Source organism: Porphyromonas circumdentaria, from assembly GCF_900167105.1.
Lineage (GTDB): Bacteria > Bacteroidota > Bacteroidia > Bacteroidales > Porphyromonadaceae > Porphyromonas > Porphyromonas circumdentaria.
The window spans coordinates 21,359-47,838 of the sequence record NZ_FUXE01000006.1 but is presented as its reverse complement, the minus strand read 5'-3'; the positions used below and the strand labels follow the sequence as shown (position 1 = coordinate 47,838).

The window sequence follows — 26,480 nt, the reverse complement described above, 5'->3', positions numbered from 1 at the left end:
TTTTTATTTGTGGCGCAAACGAGCCATTTTCTTGGGATTATTACCCATGGTTTGAATTGTTTTCATCATCTTTTTCGCCTGATCAAACTGTTGAATCAAACGATTGACTTCTTGGACTGTAGTACCACTTCCGTCTGCAATTCTCTTACGGCGAGAGCCATTCAATAAACCAGGGTGCGAACGCTCTTCGGGAGTCATCGAGTATATAATAGCCTCTATCCCCTTAAAGGCATTGTCGTCTATATCCATATCCTTAATAGCCTTACCAACACCAGGAATCATACCCATCAAATCCTTGATATTCCCCATCTTTTTGATTTGTTGGATTTGCTTTAGAAAGTCGTTGAAATCGAACTGGTTTTTAGCAATTCGCTCCTCCAATCTGCGAGCCTCACGCTCATCATACTGTTGCTGTGCACGCTCCACGAGAGAAACAATATCTCCCATCCCCAATATACGGTCTGCCATACGCTCTGGGTGGAAAACATCTAATGCCTCCATTCCCTCGCCCGTACCAACAAACTTTATCGGTTTATCAACCACAGTTCTAATAGAGAGAGCTGCCCCACCTCGGGTATCCCCATCCAGCTTGGTAAGAATCACTCCATCAAAGTCGAGACGCTCATTAAACTCTTTGGCAGTGTTAACGGCATCCTGCCCAGTCATCGCATCTACAACAAATAGAATTTCGTGAGGAGAAATAGCCTTCTTGATAGAAGATATTTCATTCATCATCTCCTCATCAATAGCTAAACGACCCGCCGTATCAACGATAACCACATCGTGATTCTTGGCTTTAGCCTCTTCAATGGCATGAAGAGCTATTTCAATAGGATTCTTATTAGTAACCTCTGCGAAAACAGGTATAGAGAGTTGCTCTCCAAGCACTTTCAATTGGTCAATAGCTGCAGGACGATAAACGTCACAGGCTACGAGTAGCGGATTTTTAGAACGTTTATTCTTGAGAAGATTGGCCAACTTACCAGAAAAAGTTGTCTTACCCGATCCTTGAAGCCCCGACATAAGGATAATAGTAGGCTCTCCCTTTAGATTCAGGTCTACCGCCTCGCTACCCATCAATTTGGCCAACTCGTCGTGGACGATTTTAACCATCATTTCACTGGGGCGTACTGCTGTTAAGACGTTACGTCCGAGTGCTATTTCCTTAACGTTATCGGTAAATTTCTTGGCAACATTATAGTTAACGTCGGCCTCTATGAGGGCGCGTCGTACATCTTTTAAGGTCTCTGCAACGTTGATATCCGTTATCTGACCTTCACCTTTTAGTTTTTTGAAAGATCGCTCTAAGCGTTCACTAAGATTTTCAAACATATTGTATTGTGTTCAAGAGTCTTTCTTTTGGTTGTTGTTATTGAGAAATACGATTGTTCTGGTCTGGGAATGCCAAAGCCGGGCGGAAAGCGCGCGCTTCCTCGACCTCCATCCAAGCATAGGCCATGATGATAACGACATCTCCCTGCTGACACAGACGAGCAGCAGCCCCATTGAGGCAAATCACCCCACTATCGGCAGGGCCCTCAATGACATAAGTTTCAAAACGCTCCCCATTGTTATTGTTTACAATCTGTACTCTCTCGCCAGGCAATATATTTACAGCCTCCATCAAAGTCTTATCTATGGTTACACTACCTACATAGTTAAGATTGGCCTCTGTAACATGCACACAATGTAATTTGGACTTAAGTACCTGTACTAACATATTCTCTCTTTTTCTTTTTTATCTCTTTATTCTTGCTCATCTTAAATCGACCAACTCACTTCCAGGATAGTCTGAATGCTTTTGGCTAAATAGACGATTAGAAATATTCTTTTGGGTAACTAACGAATCGATATACATAACCACCCGCGTACCATCACTAAAAAGGGTCATTAGCTCAAGAGGCAACCCTGTTTTTGGGCTAATGGTAAGCTCTATATGGTGGATATTCATCGTATTCTTTTTGGGTGTGAAAGAGAAAGCTCTCCCCTTTTTATTCTCGGGAAGTTCTCGCACCGTATACATCTCCTGCGATGTGGAGAGGTAGGCTAGCGGATTTATCGTAGCCAAATCCTCTACGGTCGGATGCATCAGGGTAAATGTTTTCTCCTCCTTATTATAATAGGAAAAGAGAGTTCCATTGTAGGTAGCGGTAAAAACCGTGTAGGTAAGCCTGAACTTCTCTTTATAGGTAATCAGTTGCCCCTGATCACGCTGGAGCAACTCTCCCGTAGACGTATAAGTATGCGAACTGAAAAGAATTTCGGCTCCACCCTCTAACTGCTTCTTCAAAGGCGATAGATGTTGCGACAAGCCCTCTCTCTGAGCAAAGAGAAAAACGGGCACACACAGTAAAAGCAACGAAAAGGTCAAGGCCTTAAAAACAGACTTTTTCATTTTAGAGAATCCAACAAATTTTGCAAAGTATAAAAGTCTTGGATTAAAACTTCTCGAGATTTACTTCCGTGCTGGGGGGCAACAATACCTGCAGCCTCCAACTGATCCATAATACGTCCTGCTCTATTGAAGCCTATTTCAAAGTGTCTTTGAATCTTAGAAGTAGATCCCTGCTGTGTTTCTACTACCATACGAGCCACCTCTTCAAAGAGAGCATCTCTTCGGTCCAGAGAGACTACTCGTCCCTCCTCTACCTCTTCTACAGGAGCCTCGGGAAGAGTATAAGGAGCCGTAAAAGAGGGCTGTTTCGAAATCATATCAACGATGCGCTGTGTCTCGGGAGTATCAATAAGGGCACACTGCAAGCGAAGCATCTCTTTACCTTGATAAAAGAGCATATCCCCACGTCCAACCAAGTGATTGGCTCCAGGACCGTCCAATATGGTACGAGAGTCTGTAGCAGAAAAAACCTTAAAGGCTATACGAGCTGGAAAGTTAGCTTTGATCGTACCCGTTATGATGTCGGTAGTCGGACGCTGTGTAGCCAAAACCATATGAATACCTGCTGCACGAGCTTTCTGCGCTATACGTGTAATGGGACGCTCAACCTCCTTGCCCGAGGTCATAATAAGATCGGCAAACTCGTCTATAATGAGCACGATATAGGGTAAGAACTTATGATGTGCAGCCTCGGAGAGCTCTCCATTTTGGATACGTTTGTTATACTCCGTTATATTACGAACTCGGGCCTCTGTTAAAAGCCGGTATCGATTATCCATTTCCACACAGAGAGAATTGAGTGTAGGAACGACCTTCGACATATCTGTAATGATGCACTTATCCTCATCTGGCAATTTCGCCAAATAATGTCTATCGAGCATTTCATAGACAGAGAACTCCAACATCTTGGGGTCTATCATGACAAACTTCAACTCCGATGGATGTTTGCTGTACAACAAAGAAGAAATCATAACGTTCAAACCGACACTCTTACCCTGCCCCGTTGCACCTGCAATCAACAAGTGTGGCATTTTGGTAAGGTCAAACATAAAGACTTCGTTGGTAATGGTTTTTCCCATAGCGATAGGAAGCTCCATCTTGTTTTCTGCAAACTTACGCGAAGATAAGAGAGAGTAAAACGAAACCGTTTGAGGACGTTTGTTCGGCACCTCTATACCAATAGTTCCCTTACCTGGTATAGGTGCTATAATACGTATCCCCCCTTCCGACTTCAAGCTAAGAGCAATATCGTCATCTAAATTGCGGATGCGAGATATCTTTATACCTGCATCGGGCTCGATTTCGTAGAGTGTTACGGTAGGCCCAATAGTTGCCTTAGTGGGGCGAGCTTTTATTTTGAAACTCTCCAGCGTATCTATAATTTGTCGCTCGTTACTTGCTATCTCTTCATAGTCGGGCGTATTGTCCTCCTTCTCATAGATCTCCAGCAAGTCGAGCGAGGGGAAAACGTAGTGAGGCAACTCTAAATCTCCACGGGAGGTCATAATCTGCTTCGCACCATAATCGGGTAAGTCTTGCTCTCCCTGAGGTACTTCGATTATAAGAGAAGAGGAAGAGGTAGGAGAGGAAGTAGTAAGTTCAGACTGCGTAGAGACTTCGGGCTGCGAAGCCCCCTCTGAACGGCCTAAGAGCACCACTCTCTCTGTAGACTCCTCTTCGGGCAAAGTTTTTTCTTCACGCTCTTTTTGTTCCTCTATCTCTCGTGTTCTTTCCGTCACAGTATTCTCTCCTTCAAAAGAAACCTCCGATTGAGGGCGACGCTTTACCCAAGAGAACGAGAGCGAATTTTGCAGCCAAAGAGCCGACTTCTGACTAATCGTAACGACAATCAGGATAAGAGAGAAGAGAATAACCCCCACCGTACCCAAATGGCCTAAATGGGTTAATAAGAATTGCGTAAAAAAGGCTCCCTGCGTCCCTCCTATCTGAAAAGGGAATGTCAAATCCAGCACAAGGCTGAAATATGTAGAAGCAACCGAGAGCCAAAGGGCAAAAAAAACTGTAACAAAAAACAGTTTCGGCATTGAGGTCTTGTAACCTCTGGAAGAGATAAAAATCCTCCGAATGGCAAAAACCAGAGGAAAAAGCAGTAAAGCAATACCTCCTACTCCGAGAAAACTGTCGATAAGCCAATCTGAGAAATAAACTCCCCAGCGACCTCCTATATTACTAATCTTGTCAGGCTCTTCTATAGTAGAAGAGAGCGTCCGATATTTAGAGAGTATACTCTGGTCCTTCGAAGCCGTAAAAAGGTACGAAAGAGACGATAAAAGCAAGAAAAGGGTTAGAAAAAAGATAACAAGAGCCCCCAAAAAGCGATAAAGACGGGCATTCTTGCTAAAAGAAAAAGAGAGACCTGCCGTCTTCCTTGCGCCTTCTTTATGTCTTTTCGTGTCGCTGTTTCCCCTACCCTTTGGAGTAGTTCTACTTTTTCTATTTCCCTGTTGAGAAACCTGTCTACCCTTTTGTGAGTTCATAGTTGCACAAAGATACTACTACTTTAGCAATGTATATCAATCGATATATAGAAATATTCACTCTATAACAAGAACTTAAGAGCATCGGGTACTCTCTTGAGATCGATTTCAAAAGAGTTTCGGCTAACCGCTCCTGTCTTTTCACACCCAAAGTACTGAAAAAGAGCCTATCAGAGAGAGCTTCCCGAGTAATCAAAACTCAATCGTAATGTAGCTATTAAAATGCCTATAAAGCAGAACAAACAATTCTCTTAGAGGATAATCCTCCCTGTCAGCCTCACAACAGATTACGAGGAGAAACTATAAAAGCGAGGCAAATAAATCATTAACTCTTTCAAAAAAAAAATTTAGACATACCTATAAACTCAAAAAGCATAGAGATATTCTTTATTTGCAGATTACGTATATATATATTCAATCTTAATATACATATATTCAACTTGCATATATATATATTCAGATTGCAAATAGAGAATTATTCAAGAGAAAACATCTTTTACGAAGCATCTTTTGAGGTTTTCCAAGGAGAGGTTGAAGTTTTTATAAAGAGACTTTGTGCCATTTTGAAACAAATGAGACTTTCTACACACGACTAACAAATAGAGAGCACAAAGAGAAAAATTTTGGAAAAACTTCACACTCCCAAAAGGCTTCTTATGCTCTTACCCCAAGCGAAGACTTCCGCCTAACAACCGAGAAAGAAACATACCCAAAGAGAATGAATCCATTTTCTTTTTGAGAAGTTTCTCTACCTAAAGAAAAGGATCACAAGACATTCCCCTAAAAATAGAGTTGATATATACATCTAATATCCTTACCTTTATACATACACCTTATATATTTTGGAAAAACAAAACAAAATCGTACCAACAAAAAGTAGTAATAATTATAGGGAGAAAACGTAAATATGAAAAGATTTTCACTTTCAATTCTGTTGCTTCTTGTGGGTTGGATAGTAACCAGCTATGCAGCTCCTGTTACCCCCCAAGAGGCCGAAGTTATTGCGAAGATTTATTTTTCTCAGAGCAGTTTGAGATCAGATCTTCCCATTAAACTAACGCACACGCGCTACATCAAGGGTAACAATGTGCTCAGAAACGGTTCTGCACAAAGCAATAACCTTGTCGGGTACTACATCTTTAACAGAGGAGATAAAGATGGATTTGTAATCGTTGCAGGCGACGATCGCATCTATCCCGTTTTGGGTTATTCCGATAAGGGTCATTTCAACTTGGAAAAAGCTCCCATACAGGTGCGTTCTTGGATGGAGGCGTATGAACAAAGTATCCTCCAAATACTCTCTCAACCCAGTATCAGTAGTGTAGAAACTCCTAAACTCCGAGCAGAAAGAGAGGTGCTCCCTCTTTTAGATACCAAGAAGATTTTGTGGGATCAAGAATATCCGTACAACCTCCTATGCCCTTACGATGGCAACATTCAATGCCCTACAGGCTGTGTGGCTACGGCTATGGCACAGATACTACGCTTTCATGAATGGCCCGATGCTGCCGTAGGAGAACACACCTATATTGATGGAGAAGAAACTCGCTATGTGAAGTATGGAGAAAAATACAACTGGCAAGATATGCCTGGTACATTCTCCAAAGAAGACCCCAATGCAGAAAAACAGGCGCAAGAATTGTCTCGTTTCCTCAGAGATGTGGGTTATGGGGTGGATATGTCCTACACCGCATCTGGCAGTGGAGCTTTTGAAACGGGAGTAATAAGAGCTCTTAGAGAAAACTTCAAGTACAAAAAAAGCGTTACTACCCTTTTCCGATACAACTATACGGCTACACAATGGGAAGAGTTAATCCGTAAAGAATTAGATGCCCAAAGACCTGTACTTCTCTCTGGTTACGGAACAGGTGGGGGGCATGCCTTCGTGTGCGATGGATATAATAAAGAAGGTTTCTTCCACATCAACTGGGGTTGGGGAGGTATAGCTAACGGTTACTTCCTTATAACAGCCTTAAACCCTGCACAGTTGGGTACGGGAGCAGGGTTAGGTGGTTATAATTACGGACAGTCTATCATCGTAAACATCATTCCCGATCGAAACAATAACCCAGGGACAGCTCCTGCGCTGGAACAACCCACTACTACGATTAGAGGCGTTATCTCACAGGACCAAACTGCTATTCGCCTCGACGGTTATCTGTACCAACGTTTTATAGAAAAGGCTCCTGGAGAAGCTCAATTTGCTTACTACAAGGATAATGTACTCAAAACAACTGCCGACCCTCTAAAACTAACTCTAACAAGAGGTAACCCGATGAACCTCAAAGGTGATTTCAAAATCATCGATGAAAAGGGCAATAAGTTGGAAGATGGAGATTATAAGAGTTGGTTTGAGTGGAAGCACCAAGGAAAAGATAAATTCGAGAAGTGTCTAACCTTCCACGACGAACCAGCAGAGCTCTATTTCACGGTTAAAGATGGCAAGTTTACCTCTGTGTCTTATGATACAGGTAGTGGGAAAATAGAAATTATCAAGAAAACCACTACAAGTACGCTCTACGCTTATGCTCGTAGCACCGTATCGTTCAAGGTGAAGAATAACGGAACAAGAGAATACTACGGCCCTGCTTTCCTCTACTGTCTGAACGATAAATACCAAGGGGACTCTGCCTTTGTTCCCCATGACAGTGACCCCATTGCAGACTCTAAAATAGTGGCCCTAAAGCCTAATGAAGAGACAACACTTACCTTTAATAATTTCTTCATCAACGAACCAGAGGGTACAAAAATGAATCTCTACATTCGTTTTGCCGATATTAACCCCAACGTTGCCACCGAAGATCTTATCTACCTTTCAGATCGTAGTATTGTATCATGGGCTAATTCTGTGGCTCTTCTCGAAAAAGTACAAAAACCAAGCGTCTACACCGACCCTGTATTGCATATAACTCCGTTGGAAAACGATCTCCGATTGAACTTAGCCAACGACAATGTCAAAGGCCCTAACTTCCTAATCGAAAATAAAGGAAGTGACTTCCAAGCGGTTCTGCCCAATGGAATTGTGGTAGGTATCGTAGGTGTGGCGTATGCTTTAGATGGAGGAAGTGAAAGACTGGTTGCTGTTTCTTCGGAATATCACTCCGATCCTATTGTTTCCAATGCTAAGGTTGAGTTTAGACCTGTCTTCAGTACAGGTTCGTTCAACCCCCGCTTCAAAGAAGCTACTGGGAAACAAGGAATCGTTAAGTTGAGAACGCTGTACGTAACTAAAGATGGAGTACCCGTGGGCTATGCAGACAAGTATGAACCCCTCTTTGGAAATCCGTTGACCAAGGTTTCTTACTATACCGATCACACCACATCCATTGAAACTCCAGACGCTTATGGAGTGGGAATACAGGTATATCCCAACCCTATTTCTGATATAGCAGAGGTAAAAGCTCCAAGTGAGATCTACACCATCGAGATTTGGAGTATGGAGGGAATGAAACTTCAAGAATATCACTTCGGAGGGAAAGAAAAGCGTGCAGCCATCAATGTTTACAATCTCCCCTCTGGATCGTATGTACTGAGAGTTAGCACGGTAAATGGACAAACATTCATGCAACAAATCATGAAATAAGTTCCACTCAGCACATTATAGAGTTATAATTGAAAAAGATACCATGACCTCGGTTATGGTATCTTTTTTGTCCCAATCAGTAGGAGCATACTTACCTCTAAAAGAGTTCTCAGGAAATCCTTCTGTCGCGCCTTAGAAACCCGAAACGAAAGTTTTCCGAAGACTATGCAACCGATATGCAAAGATGTGTATATGAAAAAGGGCTATGCCTCGTCTATGAAGCACAGCCCTTCTGTGTATAGCTTAGAAAAGTTAGCCAGATTAGCTTAACCCATCTATCTGTCCGTTTACAATATCCATATGAACAGCCTGTGGCACTTTGGGCAAACCAGGCATACGCATAATATCGCCCATGATGATAACCAACATTTCTGCTCCGCGGTTAATCACGATATCTGCAACCTTCAGTTCAAAGCCTTCTACTGCGCCGTACGCTTTGGCATCTGCCGAGAATGAGTACTGAGTTTTAGCAATACATATAGGCAAGTGCTCAAGCCCCAACTCTTGAATTTTCTTTATAGCCTTAGTAGCCTTGCCGCTATACGTAACAGCTGCTGCCTTGTAGATGTTATGAGCGATTTGATTTACTTTTTCCTCGATGGAGTGATTCAAATCATAAGCAAAATGCAACTCTTTAGATGGCTTTTGCTCTATCGTATCTACGATTAATTGTGCCAATTCAGTAGCTCCTTCTCCTCCTACGGTGTAGGCATTATTCACGGCAAAACCCACTGATAACTCATTCGCACAGTGCTGACGAACCAATTTAATTTCATCCTCAGTATCGGTTGCAAATTGGTTGAAGCAAACAACGACTTGCTGTCCGAACTTGCGGAGATTTTCCACATGTCGGTCTAAGTTCTTCAACCCCTCGATGAGACCTTCCTTATTAGGAGACTTGATCTCTTTTTCGTTAACTCCACCATGCATCTTCAATCCTGCGAGAGTAGCGACCAATACGGTCAGTTTTGGAGCCACTCCAGCCTTTCTACACTTGATGTCGTAGAACTTCTCAGCACCCAAGTCTGCCCCGAAACCAGCCTCTGTAATCACATAGTCTCCGTAAGACATCGCCATTTTGGTGGCCAAGATAGAGTTACATCCGTGAGCAATATTTGCAAAAGGACCTCCATGAATGAAAGCAGGAGTGTGCTCGGTAGTCTGTACTAAATTGGGTTTGATAGCCTCTTTGAGAAGAATCATAATAGCACCAGCAACGCCCAAATCTTTCACCGTAAATGGGGTTCCATCTTTTCTGTACCCCAAGAGAATGTTCTCCAATCTATAGCGAAGATCTTCAAAATCTGTCGCCAAACAGAGAATAGCCATAATTTCAGAAGCAGGAGTTATATCAAAACCCGTTTGACGAGGAATACCGTCCGTAGAGGCGCCTAAACCTGTTACCACATTTCTCAAAGAACGGTCATTGACATCCAACACGCGTTTCCAAAGGACTTCTGATAGGCCATCACAAGTATCTCTGTTTTGGTAGATATAGTTCTCCAAAAGAGTGGTGATCATGTTATGTGCCGACGTTATGGCATGAAAGTCTCCTGTAAAGTGGAGGTTGATTTGCTCCATAGGCAACACCTGCGCATATCCACCCCCTGCAGCTCCCCCTTTCATACCAAAACAGGGACCTAAAGAAGGTTCGCGCAAAGCGACAATAGCCTTTTTACCAATCTTATTCAGTCCTAACGACAAACCAATAGACACGGTAGTCTTTCCTACCCCACTTTTTGTAGGAGTAATAGCTGTTACCAGTATAAGATTGCTTTTCTCGATTTGTTCGGGACGTAAGGCATCAAGGTTAACTTTTGCGATGTAATGCCCATAAGGTTCTGTATATTGGGAGGGGATGCCTATTGTGTCTGCGATTTGTTGGATAGGTTTTAGCTCTATCTCGCGGGCAATTTGAATATCTGGCTTCATAAGCAATAATACTTTAATAATACTTTCCTGTAATCTAAAAAGAGGCTTCTGCTTTAGGTCATGGTACGAGCAAAATTTCTCCTATTCTCTCCCGCTCTTTGGACCGTAGCCATATAGCATTCACCACTCTCTGACACAAATTTAGTCTCTATCTATTTGAAAATATCTATAGCCGTATACACTTTTTGAATAAGAGAGATAAAAAAATCGAATATAAAACCGACTTCAGAACTTGAATAGGAACGTCTCTTTCCCTAAATTGAGAAAAGACAAACAAAAACTATACTATATGCAGTAGCCTTACATAGAAGAGACAAGAAAAAACTCTCGGAAGTTTCTATACAAAACTTCCGAGAGTTTAGGACTAAATCAAGTAAGACTTCTAAAAACTCTCCCTACGAGAGCAACTGTCTTACCGAAGATTGGGCTTTATCGGCGAATACCTAATTTCGCAATAAGAGCACGATAACGCTCAATATCTTTCTTCGCCACATAATCTAAAAGACGACGACGCTTTCCTACTAACATCTTAAGCGCACGTGCTGTTGCGAAGTCTTTTTTATTAGATTTAAGGTGCTCTGTCAAGTGAGCAATGCGATACGTAAAAAGAGCAACTTGGCTCTCTACACTACCTGTGTCGTTAGACGACTGTCCATACTGTTCGAAGATCTCTTTCTTCTTAGCTGAATCTAAATACATTTCGTTTTTATATTAACGAGTTAAACAAAGGGTGCTGCACCCGCACTACGGTTGCAGATCGCCCGCAAAGGTAATACATTTATGCAAAAAGACAATATCCCAAGTAGAAAAGTATTGCTTAGATGCGCTCCAGAACCAAATCAATTAGTCCCTCTATACTGCCTTTGTAGTCTGTATTCATATTCAGGTTTTGTCGTCCCGCTATGATGCAGCAAATGGTCAGAGCTTTATGACCTAAAAGACTTGCCATACCCGATAGAGCAGAAGACTCCATTTCAAAGTTTGTAATCTTAAATTCTTTATAGCGAAAATCCTCTATCTTTTTGTTCAACTCTTCATCTGCGAGAGGAAGTCTAAGTTTTCTTCCTTGAGGAGCGTAAAAACCGTTGCAGGCAATCGTGGAGCCTCTTACTATATATTCATCTGTTCCTACTATCTGCTCCAAAAGTTCTTTATCTGCAGTAACCACATAGGGTGTAAGCCCTTCTATTTTCCAGTCGAGTTGCTGCATCAAGGCCTTTTCGTATTCTACATCTCGTATAGAACGAGTATTAGCGTAGAAATTAATCACACCATCAAAACCGATAGTCTTTTCTGCCACAACATAAGCACCAATAGGTACCTCAGGCTGTATCCCTCCAGAGGTACCTATGCGTACCATCGTTAACTGGCGAAACTCATCCCTTACACAACGCTTTTCTAAATCAAAGTTGGCAAGGATATCAAGCTCGTTAACCACAATTTCTATGTTATCTCCGCCTATACCATGGCTCTGAATCGTAAGACGCTTTCCCTTATACAACCCTGTTATGGTGCGAAACTCTCTATTCGACACATCGCACTCTATAGACTCAAATCGAGAAGCAATCATACCCACCCTATCTGGATCTCCGCATAAAAGAATCTTATCGGACAACTGCTCTGGCTTAAGATGCAAATGAAAAACAGAACCATCGGAGTTTACAATGAGTTCGGAAGGAGGTATTATACGTTTTTCCATAATATTATTACAAAGTTTGTTTACCTATAATTATGAAGCTTTCTATTCTCCATATTGAGTAGAACGCCAGGGATACCAAGCAGCGAGAGGTCGCTTAGACTCTAAATCGTTGGTTGTTATTCTTTGAGGCTGCTCGTTTAGATGAAAGGTGTAAATATTTACCTTACCCGCTGGGCAATAACGATCAGAAGCTAAAACTCCTATCTTATACAAATCATCATAGATCAGAAAGAAATCATTAAAAGGAGAGTTGAAAGGCATCCCCAAAAGCGTTGGAGAGAGAAATTCTTCTGTATCTAAATTTTTTCTCGTTAAATAGAGATCGTACCCACCTATACCATCGGGACTCTTTCGGGCAAATATAAGAGTTATGCCATCTTGTCTTAAGATAGGAAAAGCCTCTTCAAAAGATGTATTGAGAGGAGTCAAAGGCTCCGTTGGTCTCCAATCTCCACCGACCTTTTGGGTGTAAAATAAATCAGAGTCTCCATTCTCCCCTTGCATAGAGAAAAAACGTAAAAGCCCTAAACTACTTTCGTAGAGAGAAGAAAAAAGAAAAGAGTCCGCCAATACCCCTCTTTTCGTTAGGAATTTACCCCACTCTTTTGACAACTTTCCTTGGGGAAAGTTCATCAAATGAATTGCATCTATCTGCACACTGTCAATGACTTCTATACGCTCTGAATACTCCAACATCTTCGCTGCCCTGTGTGCCATTGCACGCAAAGACTTAATCTCCTCAGATACCACTTTCCTTTTCCCCCCCATAAGTTCTATGGTTGTCACTGCCTCAGAGAAACGATAAGAATAGTAATAAGAGTGAGCCAAGAGGTCTAACGTAGTATCTTTCTTTTTCCCCCTTACGGCAGATAAGACCTCTATCGCTCTATCATATTGGGCAGATTGCATAAGCATCTTGGCCCACGAATCCCTAAGCGCGGCACTATTGGGAGACTTTTCCAAGAGCAAATGGTACATAGCATCCGCCTCGTGGAAAGCCCCTTGTGCGGTCAAAGCTTCCGCCTCCTCTACCGTTTGCCCTCTCAAATTGAAAAAAGATAAGGTACACAAAAGTCCCAAAAGGAAATAACGAATATATCTTTCTGTCATCTTAATGAATTACTAATCTCGAGAAGAAGAAAGGTTGTACCACTATATATATTCAAAAAGAAGTTCGATACAAAAGAAAAAAGCCTCTCCTCCCAAAGAGGAAAGGCTCTTTCCATCGTGTTTTATAAGTTATTCTCTACAAGATATTTCTCTGCCTCTAAAGCTGCTTTACAGCCAGACCCTGCAGAGGTAATTGCTTGACGATAACGAGAGTCTGCCACATCTCCAGCAGCAAATACACCAGGTACATTAGTCAGAGGTGTGCCGTTATGAGTTATGATATACCCAGACTCATCCAACTCAATCTGTCCTTTGAAGATGTCAGTATTGGGTTTGTGACCGATTGCCAAGAAGAATCCATCTATATCGATATCTACCATTGACTCATCGGACTCACCTTTACGCTTAACCAGATGTGCTCCCTCTACTCCATCCTCTCCAAACAAACCTACTGTATTGTGCTCGAAAAGGACCTCAATCTTAGGATTATTGAGGACACGATCTTGCATTACTTGAGAAGCTCTCAAATAGTTTTTACGTACTATGAGATAAACTTTCTTAGCCAATCCTGCAAGGTAAATAGCCTCTTCACAAGCAGTATCTCCACCTCCTACTACAGCTACAGTACGGCCTCTATAGAAGAATCCGTCGCAAGTAGCACAAGCAGAAACCCCCATACCTGCATACTTTTCTTCATCAGGCAATCCGAGATACTTAGCTGCAGCTCCTGTTGCTATGATGAGAGCGTCTGTAGTTATCTTCTTTTCGCCATCGATTGTTACCGTGTAAGGTTTCTTGGATAAGTCCACTTCTGTAGCCATACCCGAGCGAATGTCCGTACCGAAACGAAGAGCTTGTTCCTTTAATTGGTTCATCATTTCGGGACCCGTTATACCATCTGGATATCCAGGGAAATTCTCGACATCCGTTGTAGTGGTCAACTGTCCTCCAGGTTGGAGACCAGAATATAAAAGAGGACGTAAGTTGGCACGAGAAGCATAGATAGCTGCTGTATAACCAGCAGGTCCAGAACCTAAAATCAGACAACGTACGTGTTCGTTTGTATTACTCATTTGTTTTTGTGTGTATTCTAAAAATTATTGCTCTCTTCCTTCTACTTCCACTGTTGAAGCTATTTTACGCACTAAACCTTGGAGTACGCTACCTGGTCCTAACTCCACAAAATAAGTTGCACCATCTGCTACCATCTGCGTAACAGACTCTGTCCAACGTACAGGGGCTGTAAGTTGCTTAATAAGGTTTTCCTTTATTTCAGCAGGGTCTACCACTGCTTTAGCCACCACATTTTGATAGATAGGTGCTATGGGAGCAGAGAAAACAGTATCAGAAATCGCCTTTGCCAATTCTTCTCGAGCTGGCTCCATAAGAGGAGAATGAAAAGCTCCACCTACCTTTAGAGGCAAGGCTCTCTTTGCCCCTGCAGCCTTAAGAAGCTCACAAGCCTTCTCTACCCCTGCAATAGTACCAGATATAACAATCTGTCCTGGGCAATTATAATTGGCAGCTACAACGATCTCATCTGTTATAGAAGCACATACCTCTGTGACCTTTTCATCGGGTAATCCTAATACAGCTGCCATAGTAGAAGAGGTTTTCTCACAAGCCTTTTGCATAGCCTGAGCTCGCTTAGAAACCAACTGCAAACCATCTGCAAAAGAAAGAGCTTTTCCTGCAACCAAAGCGGAAAACTCTCCTAAGGAGTGCCCTGCCAACATATCTGGACGGAATTCATCGCCTAAACAACGAGCCAAAATAACGGAATGCAAAAAGACAGCTGGCTGCGTAACCTTAGTTTGCTTAAGCTCTTCGTCCGTTCCTTTGAACATTATATCTGTGATCGAAAAGCCCAAAATATCGTTAGCCTCTTCAAAAAGTTGTTTTGCTGTAGGGTTCCCCTCATAAAGAGGAAGCCCCATGCCTACGAACTGAGCCCCTTGACCAGGAAATACATAAGCCTTTTTCATAATGCGAATATCTTCTAAATATCTGTATTAAACTAATTTGAGTGTATTCAAAAGAACCTGATAAGAGCGAGCTACCGACTCGATATGCACTTTCTCATCTGGAGAATGGGGATGTCTGATCTCTGGACCGAACGAAATCATATCCATATCGGGCATAACACCTTGAATTATACCGCACTCCAAGCCTGCGTGCATAACCTTAATATCGGGCTTTTCCTTATAAAAATCTTCAAAGGCCTTACTCATCACGGTCATAATATGAGACTGAGCATTAGGTTGCCACCCTGTGTAAGAAGCATCAAACTCTACCTTAGCCCCCATAAGCAAGAAAGTACTTTCAATACTTGATGCAACCCACATCTTACGACTATCGGAAGAACTTCTCACAAGGAAGTTTACAGTAACCTTGCCTCCTCCAGCACGAACAATAGAAAGGTTAGTAGAGGCCTCAACTGTATCTGGGAAGCTTTGGAGCATAGAGACAGGGCCATTCTGACAAGCCTCTAAGGCATTTATCAAATTATCCTGAACATCTTCTGGAATCAAGAATTTGGGTAACTCACACTTCTCTACTTTGAGAGTGATTTTATCTTCTATACCTGCAAATTCTTTGGTAAAGAGAGCTTCAAATTTGGCGATGAACTTATTGAAGTTTTCACTATCCTCTGGAGCCAACGTAATGATTGCAAACGCTTCACGGGGTATAGCATTGCGCATAGTCCCCCCCTCCAAGGAAGAGAGACGAATTCCAAACTCCTCTATCGCAGCCTTAAGAAGACGTGCCATTAACTTGTTGGCATTGGCTCTACCCACGTGAATATCTACTCCTGAGTGTCCGCCCTTGAGCCCTACAAGAGATAGACGTACGGCACAATCATCTTCTGAAGAAGTTTCCTGCTCTTTATACTCTAAAGAAACATTCACATCTACCCCTCCAGCACAACCAATAAAGAGTTTCCCCTCTACTTCAGAGTCTATGTTGAGGAGAATATCACCTTTTAAGAACCCTGGTTTTAAGCCATTAGCTCCATCCATACCAACTTCTTCATTGATAGTAAAGAGTGCCTCAAGGGGACCATGTTCCAAAGAATTATCTTCCATAATAGCAAGAGCCATAGAGGCTCCGATAGCGTTGTCAGCTCCGAGTGTAGTACCTCTTGCTTTTACCCACTCGCCATCAATGTAAGCATCAATAGGGTCTTTGGAGAAATCATGCTCAACATCTGAATTCTTCTGAGGCACCATGTCTACGTGAGACTGCAGCGTTACAATCGGTCTATTTTCATAACCTTTTGTAGCAGGCTTTCGGATAAGGATATTACCTACCTCATCACGCAAGGTCTCAAGCCCCATTTTTTTACCACATTCATATACATAGTTAGTTACCTCTTCCATCTGTCCTGTAGGTCGAGGTATCTGTGTGAAATCATAAAAATACTTCCATACGGAAGCGGGTTGCAAATTCAGAATTTCTTTTGCCATAAGCTTTGTTTTATTTAGCTGTTCTATTATAGTTTTTGTTCAGTAAAGGTAGCACTAAGATAGCAAAAAAACCAACAAAAGCATTTCCAAGGGTTTGAAACGTGTGTACCACAAGAGCGAAAACACCCGCATCTTGTCGCGCTACCCCAAAAAGCGTCAGTGTAGTGATAACCATAAAGTGCCAAGCTCCAATACCCGACTGCACAGGTGCCACAACTCCTATTGTTCCCATAATAAAAGCCAATAAAGCCACGCTGCATTCTAAACCTTGCGTAAAGGTAAAGGCATCGAATGTCATACGAAAGGCGTAATAGTAACAAACCCACATCAAGACCGAGTACAATAGGAATAGCCACGGATGGGGCAACGAACGTATAGAGCTAAATCCCTCCACAATCATCCGAATCTCAGCCTTTACTTTCTGCCATAAATTTCTCTTATATATCCAAATAACCCCCACGGATATGAGCAGGAGTAGCACTACTATCAACAGCCAAAATTTAGGAGAGAGTAACCAAAGCTGTATTCTTTCGCCCCAATTGCTCTGTGCCGAGAAAAACAGAACTAAACTATCCCTAAAAAGAAACCCTCCTCCAACAATTAGGAACACAATCGCCACGACGTCCATGATCCTATCCATAAAAAGGGAGCCCAAGAGTTTGGAAAAAGAAAGATGTTCTCGACGAGCCAGAGCAGCGCATCGCCAAACTTCTCCAGCTCGAGGAAAGAGTAGATTCATAGAGAAACAGCCCCACGAAGCCAATACGACATTAATCCTCCTCGGAGGGGGAGTACTAAAAGGAGCTATAAGCAACCTCCAACGAAGACCTCTAAAGAAATTGGCCAAGACTCCCATAAAAATAGAGGCGAATATGATCTTCCACCGAATACTGCTATCTAAAAGATAAGATTGGAGATGAGTAATATCTATTGACTGATATACCCAAAAAAGCAATCCAATACCCAACAACAATGAAAAAGAATATCGAAACAGATTTTTCTTTGAAAACAAAGCGCGTAAACTACTCATTCTTAAAGTATTTATCGAGGCTAAATGGTTTGTTTCATAATTCCTTTTTTTCTTGTTGGGACAAAGTTATAGGGCTCTTATATCCTGTAATAGAACATGAATATCTAACTTCGCAGCCATAAACAGTGCAAATATACTTGATATTTCAAAGAGCATATGAATAAAGTACGTGCCAAAAAAGCCCTCGGGCAACATTTCCTCACCAATCAATCGGCTGCTCAAGCTATAGGAGAGAGTATATTGCCATGGCATGGAATACCCGTTCTGGAGATTGGTCCTGGTATGGGAATGCTTACACAGGTACTGCTTAATCTGAACTTTGAACTCTACCTTTTAGAAATAGACCACGAGTCTGTGGAGTATCTTCAAAAGTACTTCCCCTACTTCTCGGATGGAAAACGTATTACAGAGGGCGATGTGCTGCATCTTCCAGAGGAACAACTAATCCCCGATAAGCCCGACACTCCTTTCGTTATGATTGGGAATTACCCCTACAACATCTCAAGTCAAATATTTTTTCGTCTCTTGGAGCTAAGGGACAGAGTACCCTGTTGCGCGGGTATGTTACAGAAAGAAGTTGCCGAGCGTCTGTGCGCCTCTCCTGGGGGACGAGATTATGGTATACTAACCGTATTGCTACGGTGCTGGTATGATGCCGAATATCTTTTTACCGTAAGTGAATTGGACTTTGATCCACCTCCAAAAGTGAAGGGAGGAGTCCTACGATTGGTTCGTAATAAAAGAACATCTTTGCCTTGCGATGAAGCCCTCTTCAAAAAAGTAGTCAAGACCGCTTTTGGACAAAGACGTAAAACACTACGAAATGCCCTAAAAAGTCTTTTTGGAGAGCAATATGACTATTCCCAACCTATATTCTCACTCCGTGCCGAACGCTTGGATGTGGAAGAATATATTTGGCTAACGCAAGAATACGAAAAACTAATCCAATAAAGAGCCTCTCTGTCAAAGCAAAACCAGAATCAGTCTCTAACAAACTAACTCTGGTCCTATATTATACACCTTTTCACCCTTGTTTTTCGAGGTATGAAAAGGAGTTGATCAAGCATTAAATCTATTCCTTGGGCAAATCACTTCCGTCAAAAGCAAACGGGAGCAACATCTTATTATCGTCCAATACAATTGCTCGCTGCTCTCCTGACATAATCACCTGAAAGGAGCGATTAAAACGACTGCTCACCTCCAACAGTACCTGACGACAAGCTCCGCAGGGCGTTATCATATCTACCCGTTTCCCTTCTGAGAAAGCAACTATAAGAAGTGCTACAACAGGATCGTCGGGATAGAGTGCCCCTGCCGAAAAAAGAGCCGTTCGCTCGGCGCATAATCCCGAGGGATAAGCGGCATTCTCTTGATTACTTCCCGTAACAATAGTTCCACTCTGCAACAAAACAGCGGCTCCCACCAAGAAGTGGCTATACGGAGCATACGCCTTGCGCGCAGCCTCTATGGCATGTTGTTCCAAAAGCTTTATCTCTTCAGAAAATTCTGCTCGGGGTATCTCCTTGTAGGGGATATTGATTTGATTGCTTTTCATACGCGAAACTCTGTTGAGAAGTTATCGAAAAAAGAGTCTTTTCAAACCGTTACACGGCCTTTTATTTTAGTGTACTCCCTTAAATTGCTCCAAGAATCGCTTATCATTTTCAGAGAAAAGGCGCAAGTCTTTAGCTCTATACTTCAAGTTAGTGATACGCTCTATTCCCAATCCGAAAGCATAACCACTATAAACAGAGGAGTCAATTCCTGAAGCCTCTAATACGTTGGGGTCTACCATACCACAGCCCAATATCTCTACCCATCCTGTATGCTTACAGAAAGAGCATCCATCGCCTCCACATATATTGCAGGAGATATCCATCTCTGCTGAGGGTTCTGTAAAGGGGAAGTAGCTAGGGCGAAGTCTTATCTTGGTGTCGGGACCGAATAGTTCTCGAGCAAAATAGAACAAGACCTCCCTTAAGTCTGAAAACGATACATTCTTATCAATATAAAGCCCCTCTACCTGATGAAAAAAACAGTGCGCACGTGCCGAAATAGCCTCATTGCGATACACTCGACCTGGACAAAGTACTCGGATGGGGGGCTTTGAAGTCTCCATCACACGCACCTGAACCGACGAAGTATGCGAACGCAACACGATGTCGGGGTGCTGCTGCACAAAGAAAGTATCCTGCATATCACGGGCAGGATGATCTGGCGCAAAGTTGAGGGCAGAATAGACATGATAATCATCTTCTACCTCGGGACCAAGTGCTATACTAAAACCCAACTTAGAGAAGATCTGCGTTATTTCCTGACGTACCAAAGAGAGAGGGTGGCGACTACCCAAAGGAATAGGATAAGAGGAGCAAGAGAGATCCTCCCGTACCATTTCATCCTTTACCGACAGTGTTTCACGGAGAAAATTTATTCTATCGAGAGCTTTTTGCTTAAGTTCATTGAGCAATGCCCCGATAGCGGGCTTTTCCTCTCGGGGTACATCACGAAACTCCTCTACGAGAGCCTGTATTTTCCCCTTTTTGCTAAGAAACTGTATGCGTAAAGCCTCAACCTCATCTAAGTGTTGTGCTTTTAAATCCTCTACCTCGGCTATAATGCCACGTACTTTCTCTATTAAAGACACGAGTTCTTCTACTTCTTGAAAAAATCTAACTTCAATCTACCCTACTCCACAGTAAAGAGGTTTTCCCTCTTCCTCCAACTCCTGTTCGATATAAAACTATCCCAAAGCGATTCGGTAAAATGGGCTCCGCAAGGTCGATTGCCCAATAACGACCGAGAAGCGTTTGAACAACAGGGCAAGAGAAAGAAGAGACTCCATCCTATTCAAACAGTGACAAGATGTAAGTCTCTTCTTCTTTATTTCATTTTACTTATTTACTTCTGCCATATGAGCAATGAGGCAAAGCACCTTATTAGAGTACCCCCACTCGTTGTCATACCAAGAAACGAGCTTCACGAACTTATCGGTCAATGCAATACCAGCCTTTGCATCGAAGATAGAAGTACGTGGGTCTGAAGTAAAGTCGGTAGAAACCACTTCGTCTTCTGTATAACCCAAAATACCTTTAAGTTCGTTCTCTGACGCTTTCTTCACAGCAGCACAAATCTCTGCATAAGAAGCAGGTTTTTTCAAAGCAACCGTTAAGTCCACTACAGAAACGTCCATAGTAGGAACACGGAAAGACATACCTGTAAGCTTACCATTTAACTCTGGGATAACTTTACCCACAGCCTTGGCTGCACCTGTAGAAGACGGTATAATGTTACCAATAGCAGAGCGACCGCCACGCCAGTCCTTTTGACTGGGAGCATCGACGGTCTTTTGAGTTGCTGTAGCCGCATGTACAGTAGTCATAAGCCCCATTTCAATGCCGAAATTATCGTTCAACACTTTTGCCAAAGGAGCCAAACAGTTGGTAGTACAAGAAGCATTAGAAACAAACTGAGTACCCTTTTTATAGGTATCTAAGTTTACCCCTGTTACAAACATTGGAGTATCGTCTTTGGAAGGAGCAGACATAACTACATATTTTGCTCCAGCCTTAATGTGCCCCTCGCTCAACTCTTTGGTAAGGAAACGTCCTGTAGACTCAACCACATACTCTACACCCACAGCCCCCCAGTTAATCAAAGCAGGGTCCGTCTGTGCTGTTACACGTATTTTACGACCATTTACCACCAATGCTCCCTCTTCTACACTTACGGTACCTTCAAAACGCCCGTGTACAGAGTCATACTTGAGCATATAAGCCATATAGTCCACGTCAATCAAGTCGTTGATGGCTACTACTTCTACATCATCTCTAAGAAGAGAAGCTCTAAAAACCAAACGGCCAATACGGCCAAATCCATTAATCCCTACCTTAATCATAGCGATACTCTTATATTTTCTATTTTGAATTGTTTAATAAGCATTGTTTGCACGACACGAGAGAGAGCAGATTAGTCTCTTTTTCATTTCCCTCTCTGCTCATCAGAGAGTATAGCCTATTGCGATAGCTTAATATCTTAAAGAGAAAGACTTATAGTTACTCTTCTCGTGAAGCTACCGCAAAGGTAGCCAAGATTATTGAATTAGCCATATTCCCCAAGAAGATATACCCTATAAGAATACGGGTTTACTCCTAAAGAATAAAGAAGATTGTAATACCCTGATGCTACTACCTATCCCAACTTACTATGAATTACAACCTCTAAAAGGGCAATTACTCCTGTCGGATGTCGAACCGCCCTACTCGGTACCCGACTGACCTCATGCCTTTGCATTACCCCGACATTATAGATGGAAACGATTGCAAGGGTCTGAGAAAATCCTTCTTATCTACCCCACAAAAAGCACAATAGATAAGTCAAAAAAGGACTTTCCTCTCCAATAATTCTTTATTTGCAGATTGAATATACATATTTACAAGTTGCATATATATATTTTCAACTTGAATATACATATTTGCAGATTGCAAATAGAGAATATCTCAAGTCTAAACAGATTTACACTCCAGTGCAAACAAGTTTTTCCTCAAATGGTTAATAGATTTATTGCCACGCTGTTTAGAAAGAGGTGTCGCTCCTCCGCCCAAAGTTTCTCGTTACAAAAGAAAAGATTCTATCGATCTCTCCCAATTATACAAGCTGTAAGATCGGGCTATAAGTTTCGTTAAAACTAAATTTTGCACCTTTATGCAATCGGTCAAATTTGAATAATGCTCTCTTTTGAGTACCTTTGCGTGCGAATTTTAGGTTTAGGCTAAAGGCTCAAAAGAAGAGACGGAAGAAATGCGCATTCTTATTGTTACCAACAAAGCTTTAAGGAGGCTCCTTTCTTTGTCTCTCGTCCTAAAAAGTATTTCGAACACTCTTTTGTACAGAGAAGACTTACAGTAAAAATTGTAGCTACGACAATAAAGTAATATTCCTATGGAATACAAATTTTCCGATATCGAAGCCCAAATACAATCCTTTTGGCGCAAAAAAGAGATTTACAAAGTATCTGAAGAAAGTGGTCGTCCGCCCTTTTACGTACTCGATATGTTTCCCTACCCCTCTGGAGCGGGGTTACATGTGGGTCATCCATTGGGCTACATAGCCTCCGATATATTCTCTCGTTACAAAAGATTGCAGGGGTTTGAGGTGTTGCACCCGATGGGATACGATGCTTTTGGGCTCCCTGCCGAGCAATATGCCATTCAAACGGGACAGCACCCAGAGGTAACCACCGATATAAACATCAAACGTTATCGAGAACAACTCGAAAAGATAGGCTTCAGCTATGACTGGAGCAGAGAATTTCGCACAAGCGACCCAAGTTATTATAAGTGGACACAGTGGGTATTCGCACGTCTTTTTGAGAGCTACTACGATACTTCTTTCCAAAAAGCTCGTCCCATAGAGGCCCTTATTGCCCACTTTGAAGAGCGAGGGAGCGAGGGTATCTCTGCAGCTTGTAGTGAAGAGCGCACTTTTACCGCAGAGCAGTGGAAAGCGTACAGCCCCAAAGAGCAAAGCGATATACTGATGAATTACAGACTGGCTTACTTAGGCGAGTCTATCGTTAACTGGTGCCCTGCTTTGGGCACTGTGCTTGCCAACGATGAAGTGAGCGAGGGTTTGAGTATACGTGGCGGGCACCCCGTGGAGCAACGCAAGATGCAACAGTGGTGCTTGCGTATCTCTGCCTATGCAGAGCGTCTATTGGGAAGTTTGGAAAAACTGGAATGGACAGAGTCTTTGAAAGAGACACAACGTAACTGGATAGGACGCTCTGAGGGAGCAGAGGTAAACTTCCGCCTCCCCTCCATCGAAGAAAATCTAACAGTCTTCACCACGCGCCCCGACACCATCTATGGTGTCTCCTTTATTGTCTTGGCTCCCGAGAGCGAACTTATAGAGCGTATCGTTACCCCCGAGCAAAAAGAGGCCGTAAACGACTATCTCATGGCCACCAAACGCAAGACCGAGAGAGAGCGCATGGCAGAGCGAAAAGTTACGGGAGTATTCACAGGAGCTTATGCCGAGCATCCTATCACCAAAGAACTGATCCCCATCTGGACCAGCGACTACGTATTGGCAGGGTATGGCACAGGTGCGATTATGGCGGTTCCCGCACACGACACCCGCGATTTTGCCTTTGCTCGTCATTTTAATCTTCCCATCGTACAGGTTGTAGTACCCGAGGGCGAGGAAGCAAGCGACCCTGCCACATGGCAAGAGGCTAAACCAAGTAAGGTGGGCAAACTCACCAATTCTCCCCTACTCGACGGACTTTCGGTTAAAGAGGCTATTGCTAAGATGAATAGCTACGTAAAAGAACAGGGGTTGGGAGATGTAAAAGTTAACTTCCGTCTGCGTGACGCTACCTTCAGTCGTCAACGCTATTGGGGCGAACCTTTTCCTATATATTATAAAGAGGGTATCCCTACCCTGCTTTCAGACGAGCAACTCCCCTTACAACTTCCTGCCATAGACTCGTTCTTGCCGACGGAAAGTGGAGAGCCTCCTCTGGGAAGAGCTACGGCGTGGCACACCCAAGAGGGTTATCCCTATGAGTTGAGCACCATGCCAGGCTTTGCAGGTAGTAGTGCCTACTACCTCCGTTATATGGACCCACACAACGAACACGCTCTGGTAGGTAAAGAAAAGAATGAGTATTGGCGTCAGGTCGATCTTTATGTCGGAGGAACAGAGCATGCCACAGGACACTTAATCTACAGTCGCTTCTGGAATAAGTTCCTTTTTGATTTAGGTGTCGTTTGTGAGGAAGAGCCTTTCCGTAAGTTGGTCAACCAAGGTATGATACAGGGGCGTTCCAACTTTGTATATCGTATAAAAGATACCAATACATTCGTCTCGTTAGGAAAAAAAGAAGCCTGTGAAACGACGGAAATTCACGTAGATGTAAACATTGTACACAACGACATTCTGGACGTAGAGGCATTTCGCAAATGGCGTCCTGAGTTTGCAACAGCAGAGTTTGTACTTGAGGACGATGGCACCTACGTATGCGGTTGGGCGGTAGAGAAGATGAGTAAATCGATGTTCAACGTCGTGAACCCAGACGACATCGTACGCAATTATGGAGCAGATACACTCCGCCTCTATGAAATGTTTTTGGGTCCTTTAGAGCAGAGCAAGCCTTGGGACACGAAAGGCATTGATGGGGTACACCGTTTCCTCAAAAAGTTAATCGGACTCTTCTACCAAGACGAGGCTTGGAGAGTTACCGATGTAGCTCCTACCAACGAAGAGTTACGCTCTTTGCACAAGCTCATCCGCAAGGTAGGACAAGACATTGAGCAATTCTCTTTCAACACCTCTGTCTCGGCATTCATGATTTGTGTGGGAGAGCTACAACAGCTAAAAACAACTTCAAGAGAGATTTTAGAACCCCTTCTGATAGTGCTCTCTCCTTTTGCCCCACATCTCACAGAGTTTTTATACCAAAAAATTGAGGGCGCAGAGCACTCTATAGTCGTAGCCGAGTGGCCTAAGTTTGAAGAAAAATATTTGGTAGAAGAGACCGTTAAGTACCCCATAAGTTTCAACGGCAAGGTACGCTTTACGCTCACTCTCCCTGCAGATACCTCCAAAGAGGTGGTTGAAAAAACAGTTTTAGAGGCTCCTGATACGGAAAAATGGCTAGAGGGGAAGATGCCCAAAAAGATTATTGTGGTACCAGGTCGTATTGTAAATATCGTTTTTTAAAATATCCTTTTAATACTTTATAAAAAGCTTTTTATTGTATGTCACACACAGCAGCTATGCACCTTGCCCCTCGTAAGAACAAATCTTTAGGGTTGGCCAAGGAACTTCTTACTATGTTTTTAGGGGTCGTTTGCTATACCCTTGGATGGACAGCATTCATTCTTTCCCAAGAAATTACCTCTGGAGGGTTAGCAGGTATCACTACGATTATTCAGATTGCAACCGATATCCCAGCAACAATCCCCTATAACATCATCAACGTAGGTCTTTTGGTATTGGCACTTGTATTCTTAGGATGGAAGTTTACCATACACACCGCTATTGGGGTGGGTATGATTTTCTTCACTTTCCCAGTAGGGCAAGCCCTCTTTACACCTGCCGACTCAGATGTTTACACTAAGATTTGGCCTTGGTTGCGAGAGTTGGTACCTAATGTGGGACCTCTCTTAAGTGCAGAAGAGCCATTCTTGGCACTTGTATTGGGTTCTATGCTTTGCGGCTTGGGTCTTGGGCTCGTCTTCTCGGTTAATGGTTCTACTGGTGGAACAGACGTTATCGTAGCTATCATCAATAAATACAAAAATATCTCTTTGGGGCGTGCTATGATAATGGTAGATGCTGTAATTGTGATCAGCGGATGCCTTGTAGGGCACTATGTAAAAGGAATGCCTTGGGGAGTAGCTCTGGGCAAACTCGCCTACTCTTTTGTAGAGGTTATTATTGTAGCCCAAACTATGGACTTTTTCCTCAACAGTAATAAGCAAAGTATTCAATTCTTTATCAACAGCCTTAAATACGAGCAAATCAATGATGCTATCATCAATAAGCTTAACAGAGGCTGTACAATTATTGAAGCACAGGGAGGTTACAGTAAGAACCCTGCTAAAATTCTCATGGTAGTGGCTCGTAAGAGCATGCGTAAACAACTCATGGAAATAGTTCGCGAAATAGATCCTAAGGCCTTCGTTTCAGAAGGTATTGTACACGGCGTATACGGAGAGGGATTCGATACCATGAGAAGAGAAAGTAAGTAAGTTTCTCCCT

General features: G+C 42.8%; 19 protein-coding genes. 4 read left to right on the top strand and 15 right to left on the bottom strand.

The annotated features are described in order from the left end of the window. Nucleotides 1-3: 3 nt before the first annotated feature. Genes ffh through B5D06_RS03685 form a run of 4 tightly spaced genes read right to left on the bottom strand, consistent with a single transcriptional unit; the run spans nt 4 to nt 4,893 of the window. Nucleotides 4-1,332: a signal recognition particle protein gene (ffh, locus tag B5D06_RS03700; RefSeq protein WP_078736676.1), complete on the bottom strand. Its 1,329-nt coding sequence runs from the start codon at nt 1,330-1,332 to the stop codon at nt 4-6. Nucleotides 1,333-1,369: 37 nt separating this feature from the next. Further along, the gene (panD, locus tag B5D06_RS03695) at nt 1,370-1,720 is read right to left on the bottom strand and encodes an aspartate 1-decarboxylase (RefSeq protein WP_078736675.1); all 351 of its coding nucleotides are present in this window, start codon (nt 1,718-1,720) and stop codon (nt 1,370-1,372) included. 36 nt (nt 1,721-1,756) lie between these two features. Further along, nucleotides 1,757-2,395 (bottom strand): LolA family protein, encoded by a 639-nt coding sequence (locus B5D06_RS03690; protein WP_078736674.1) that lies wholly within the window; start codon nt 2,393-2,395, stop codon nt 1,757-1,759. Continuing rightward, nucleotides 2,392-4,893, bottom strand: coding sequence for an FtsK/SpoIIIE family DNA translocase (locus B5D06_RS03685; RefSeq protein ID WP_078736673.1), 2,502 nt, complete (start codon nt 4,891-4,893; stop codon nt 2,392-2,394). Before B5D06_RS03685 ends, B5D06_RS03690 begins: the two co-directional genes overlap by 4 nt. Nucleotides 4,894-5,800: 907 nt before the next feature. Here B5D06_RS03685 and B5D06_RS03680 point away from each other — a divergent pair. Next, nucleotides 5,801-8,476, top strand: coding sequence for a thiol protease/hemagglutinin PrtT (locus tag B5D06_RS03680; protein ID WP_078736672.1), 2,676 nt, complete (start codon nt 5,801-5,803; stop codon nt 8,474-8,476). A 261-nt stretch (nt 8,477-8,737) separates the two neighbouring features. Here the strand turns inward: B5D06_RS03680 and B5D06_RS03675 are convergent, their stop codons facing one another. The 8 genes from B5D06_RS03675 to B5D06_RS03640 form a co-directional block, all read right to left on the bottom strand. Beyond that, entirely contained in the window at nt 8,738-10,408 is a 1,671-nt protein-coding gene (locus tag B5D06_RS03675; RefSeq protein ID WP_078736671.1) for a formate--tetrahydrofolate ligase, read from the bottom strand. A gap of 429 nt (nt 10,409-10,837) precedes the next feature. Next, on the bottom strand, nt 10,838-11,107 hold the full coding sequence (gene rpsO, locus B5D06_RS03670; protein ID WP_078736670.1) for a 30S ribosomal protein S15: 270 nt from the start codon (nt 11,105-11,107) through the stop codon (nt 10,838-10,840). Nucleotides 11,108-11,225: 118 nt separating this feature from the next. Beyond that, a complete protein-coding gene (locus tag B5D06_RS03665; RefSeq protein ID WP_078736669.1) occupies nt 11,226-12,107 on the bottom strand; it encodes a nucleoside phosphorylase in 882 nt (293 codons plus the stop codon). A gap of 42 nt (nt 12,108-12,149) precedes the next feature. Further along, a complete protein-coding gene (locus B5D06_RS03660; RefSeq protein ID WP_078736668.1) occupies nt 12,150-13,217 on the bottom strand; it encodes a tetratricopeptide repeat protein in 1,068 nt (355 codons plus the stop codon). A 122-nt stretch (nt 13,218-13,339) separates the two neighbouring features. Then, on the bottom strand, nt 13,340-14,290 hold the full coding sequence (trxB, locus tag B5D06_RS03655) for a thioredoxin-disulfide reductase (protein ID WP_078736667.1): 951 nt from the start codon (nt 14,288-14,290) through the stop codon (nt 13,340-13,342). 24 nt (nt 14,291-14,314) lie between these two features. Then, entirely contained in the window at nt 14,315-15,202 is an 888-nt protein-coding gene (gene fabD / locus B5D06_RS03650; protein ID WP_078736666.1) for an ACP S-malonyltransferase, read from the bottom strand. A gap of 27 nt (nt 15,203-15,229) precedes the next feature. Beyond that, complete coding sequence (locus B5D06_RS03645) at nt 15,230-16,684, bottom strand: aminoacyl-histidine dipeptidase (RefSeq protein ID WP_078736665.1); 1,455 nt, start codon at nt 16,682-16,684, stop codon at nt 15,230-15,232. 10 nt (nt 16,685-16,694) lie between these two features. Beyond that, nucleotides 16,695-17,714, bottom strand: coding sequence for a lysylphosphatidylglycerol synthase transmembrane domain-containing protein (locus B5D06_RS03640; protein ID WP_078736664.1), 1,020 nt, complete (start codon nt 17,712-17,714; stop codon nt 16,695-16,697). Between the two features lie 156 nt (nt 17,715-17,870). Between B5D06_RS03640 and rsmA the strand changes: the two genes are divergently transcribed. Then, nucleotides 17,871-18,665, top strand: coding sequence for a 16S rRNA (adenine(1518)-N(6)/adenine(1519)-N(6))-dimethyltransferase RsmA (gene rsmA, locus B5D06_RS03635; protein ID WP_078736663.1), 795 nt, complete (start codon nt 17,871-17,873; stop codon nt 18,663-18,665). A 121-nt stretch (nt 18,666-18,786) separates the two neighbouring features. On the opposite strand, the gene cdd is transcribed toward rsmA, so the two are convergent. The 3 genes from cdd to gap form a co-directional block, all read right to left on the bottom strand. Beyond that, entirely contained in the window at nt 18,787-19,269 is a 483-nt protein-coding gene (gene cdd, locus B5D06_RS03630) for a cytidine deaminase (RefSeq protein WP_078736662.1), read from the bottom strand. 66 nt (nt 19,270-19,335) lie between these two features. Further along, nucleotides 19,336-20,358 (bottom strand): phenylalanine--tRNA ligase subunit alpha, encoded by a 1,023-nt coding sequence (gene pheS / locus B5D06_RS03625; RefSeq protein WP_078736661.1) that lies wholly within the window; start codon nt 20,356-20,358, stop codon nt 19,336-19,338. A gap of 246 nt (nt 20,359-20,604) precedes the next feature. Next, nucleotides 20,605-21,609 (bottom strand): type I glyceraldehyde-3-phosphate dehydrogenase, encoded by a 1,005-nt coding sequence (gene gap, locus B5D06_RS03620; RefSeq protein ID WP_078736660.1) that lies wholly within the window; start codon nt 21,607-21,609, stop codon nt 20,605-20,607. A 1,043-nt stretch (nt 21,610-22,652) separates the two neighbouring features. On the opposite strand from gap, the gene leuS reads away from it, so the two are divergent. Together leuS and B5D06_RS03610 are read left to right on the top strand one after the other, a co-directional pair. Continuing rightward, nucleotides 22,653-25,436, top strand: coding sequence for a leucine--tRNA ligase (gene leuS / locus B5D06_RS03615; protein ID WP_078736659.1), 2,784 nt, complete (start codon nt 22,653-22,655; stop codon nt 25,434-25,436). A gap of 38 nt (nt 25,437-25,474) precedes the next feature. Beyond that, nucleotides 25,475-26,470 carry a YitT family protein gene (locus tag B5D06_RS03610; RefSeq protein WP_078736658.1) on the top strand — a complete coding sequence of 332 codons (996 nt, stop codon included), beginning with the start codon at nt 25,475-25,477 and terminating at the stop codon, nt 26,468-26,470. Nucleotides 26,471-26,480: the final 10 nt, after the last annotated feature.

What these genes read in the sequence shown, in the direction of transcription:
- B5D06_RS03680 (WP_078736672.1), top strand. Translation starts at nt 5,801, where the DNA reads ATGAAAAGATTTTCACTTTCAATTCTGTTGCTTCTTGTGGGTTGGATA.
- B5D06_RS03640 (WP_078736664.1), bottom strand. Translation starts at nt 17,714, where the DNA reads ATGAGTAGTTTACGCGCTTTGTTTTCAAAGAAAAATCTGTTTCGATAT.
- B5D06_RS03685 (WP_078736673.1), bottom strand. Translation starts at nt 4,893, where the DNA reads ATGAACTCACAAAAGGGTAGACAGGTTTCTCAACAGGGAAATAGAAAA.
- ffh (WP_078736676.1), bottom strand. Translation starts at nt 1,332, where the DNA reads ATGTTTGAAAATCTTAGTGAACGCTTAGAGCGATCTTTCAAAAAACTA.
- B5D06_RS03675 (WP_078736671.1), bottom strand. Translation starts at nt 10,408, where the DNA reads ATGAAGCCAGATATTCAAATTGCCCGCGAGATAGAGCTAAAACCTATC.
- fabD (WP_078736666.1), bottom strand. Translation starts at nt 15,202, where the DNA reads ATGAAAAAGGCTTATGTATTTCCTGGTCAAGGGGCTCAGTTCGTAGGC.
- trxB (WP_078736667.1), bottom strand. Translation starts at nt 14,290, where the DNA reads ATGAGTAATACAAACGAACACGTACGTTGTCTGATTTTAGGTTCTGGA.
- leuS (WP_078736659.1), top strand. Translation starts at nt 22,653, where the DNA reads ATGGAATACAAATTTTCCGATATCGAAGCCCAAATACAATCCTTTTGG.
- rsmA (WP_078736663.1), top strand. Translation starts at nt 17,871, where the DNA reads ATGAATAAAGTACGTGCCAAAAAAGCCCTCGGGCAACATTTCCTCACC.
- B5D06_RS03690 (WP_078736674.1), bottom strand. Translation starts at nt 2,395, where the DNA reads ATGAAAAAGTCTGTTTTTAAGGCCTTGACCTTTTCGTTGCTTTTACTG.
- B5D06_RS03660 (WP_078736668.1), bottom strand. Translation starts at nt 13,217, where the DNA reads ATGACAGAAAGATATATTCGTTATTTCCTTTTGGGACTTTTGTGTACC.
- gap (WP_078736660.1), bottom strand. Translation starts at nt 21,609, where the DNA reads ATGATTAAGGTAGGGATTAATGGATTTGGCCGTATTGGCCGTTTGGTT.
- cdd (WP_078736662.1), bottom strand. Translation starts at nt 19,269, where the DNA reads ATGAAAAGCAATCAAATCAATATCCCCTACAAGGAGATACCCCGAGCA.
- B5D06_RS03610 (WP_078736658.1), top strand. Translation starts at nt 25,475, where the DNA reads ATGTCACACACAGCAGCTATGCACCTTGCCCCTCGTAAGAACAAATCT.
- rpsO (WP_078736670.1), bottom strand. Translation starts at nt 11,107, where the DNA reads ATGTATTTAGATTCAGCTAAGAAGAAAGAGATCTTCGAACAGTATGGA.
- panD (WP_078736675.1), bottom strand. Translation starts at nt 1,720, where the DNA reads ATGTTAGTACAGGTACTTAAGTCCAAATTACATTGTGTGCATGTTACA.
- B5D06_RS03665 (WP_078736669.1), bottom strand. Translation starts at nt 12,107, where the DNA reads ATGGAAAAACGTATAATACCTCCTTCCGAACTCATTGTAAACTCCGAT.
- B5D06_RS03645 (WP_078736665.1), bottom strand. Translation starts at nt 16,684, where the DNA reads ATGGCAAAAGAAATTCTGAATTTGCAACCCGCTTCCGTATGGAAGTAT.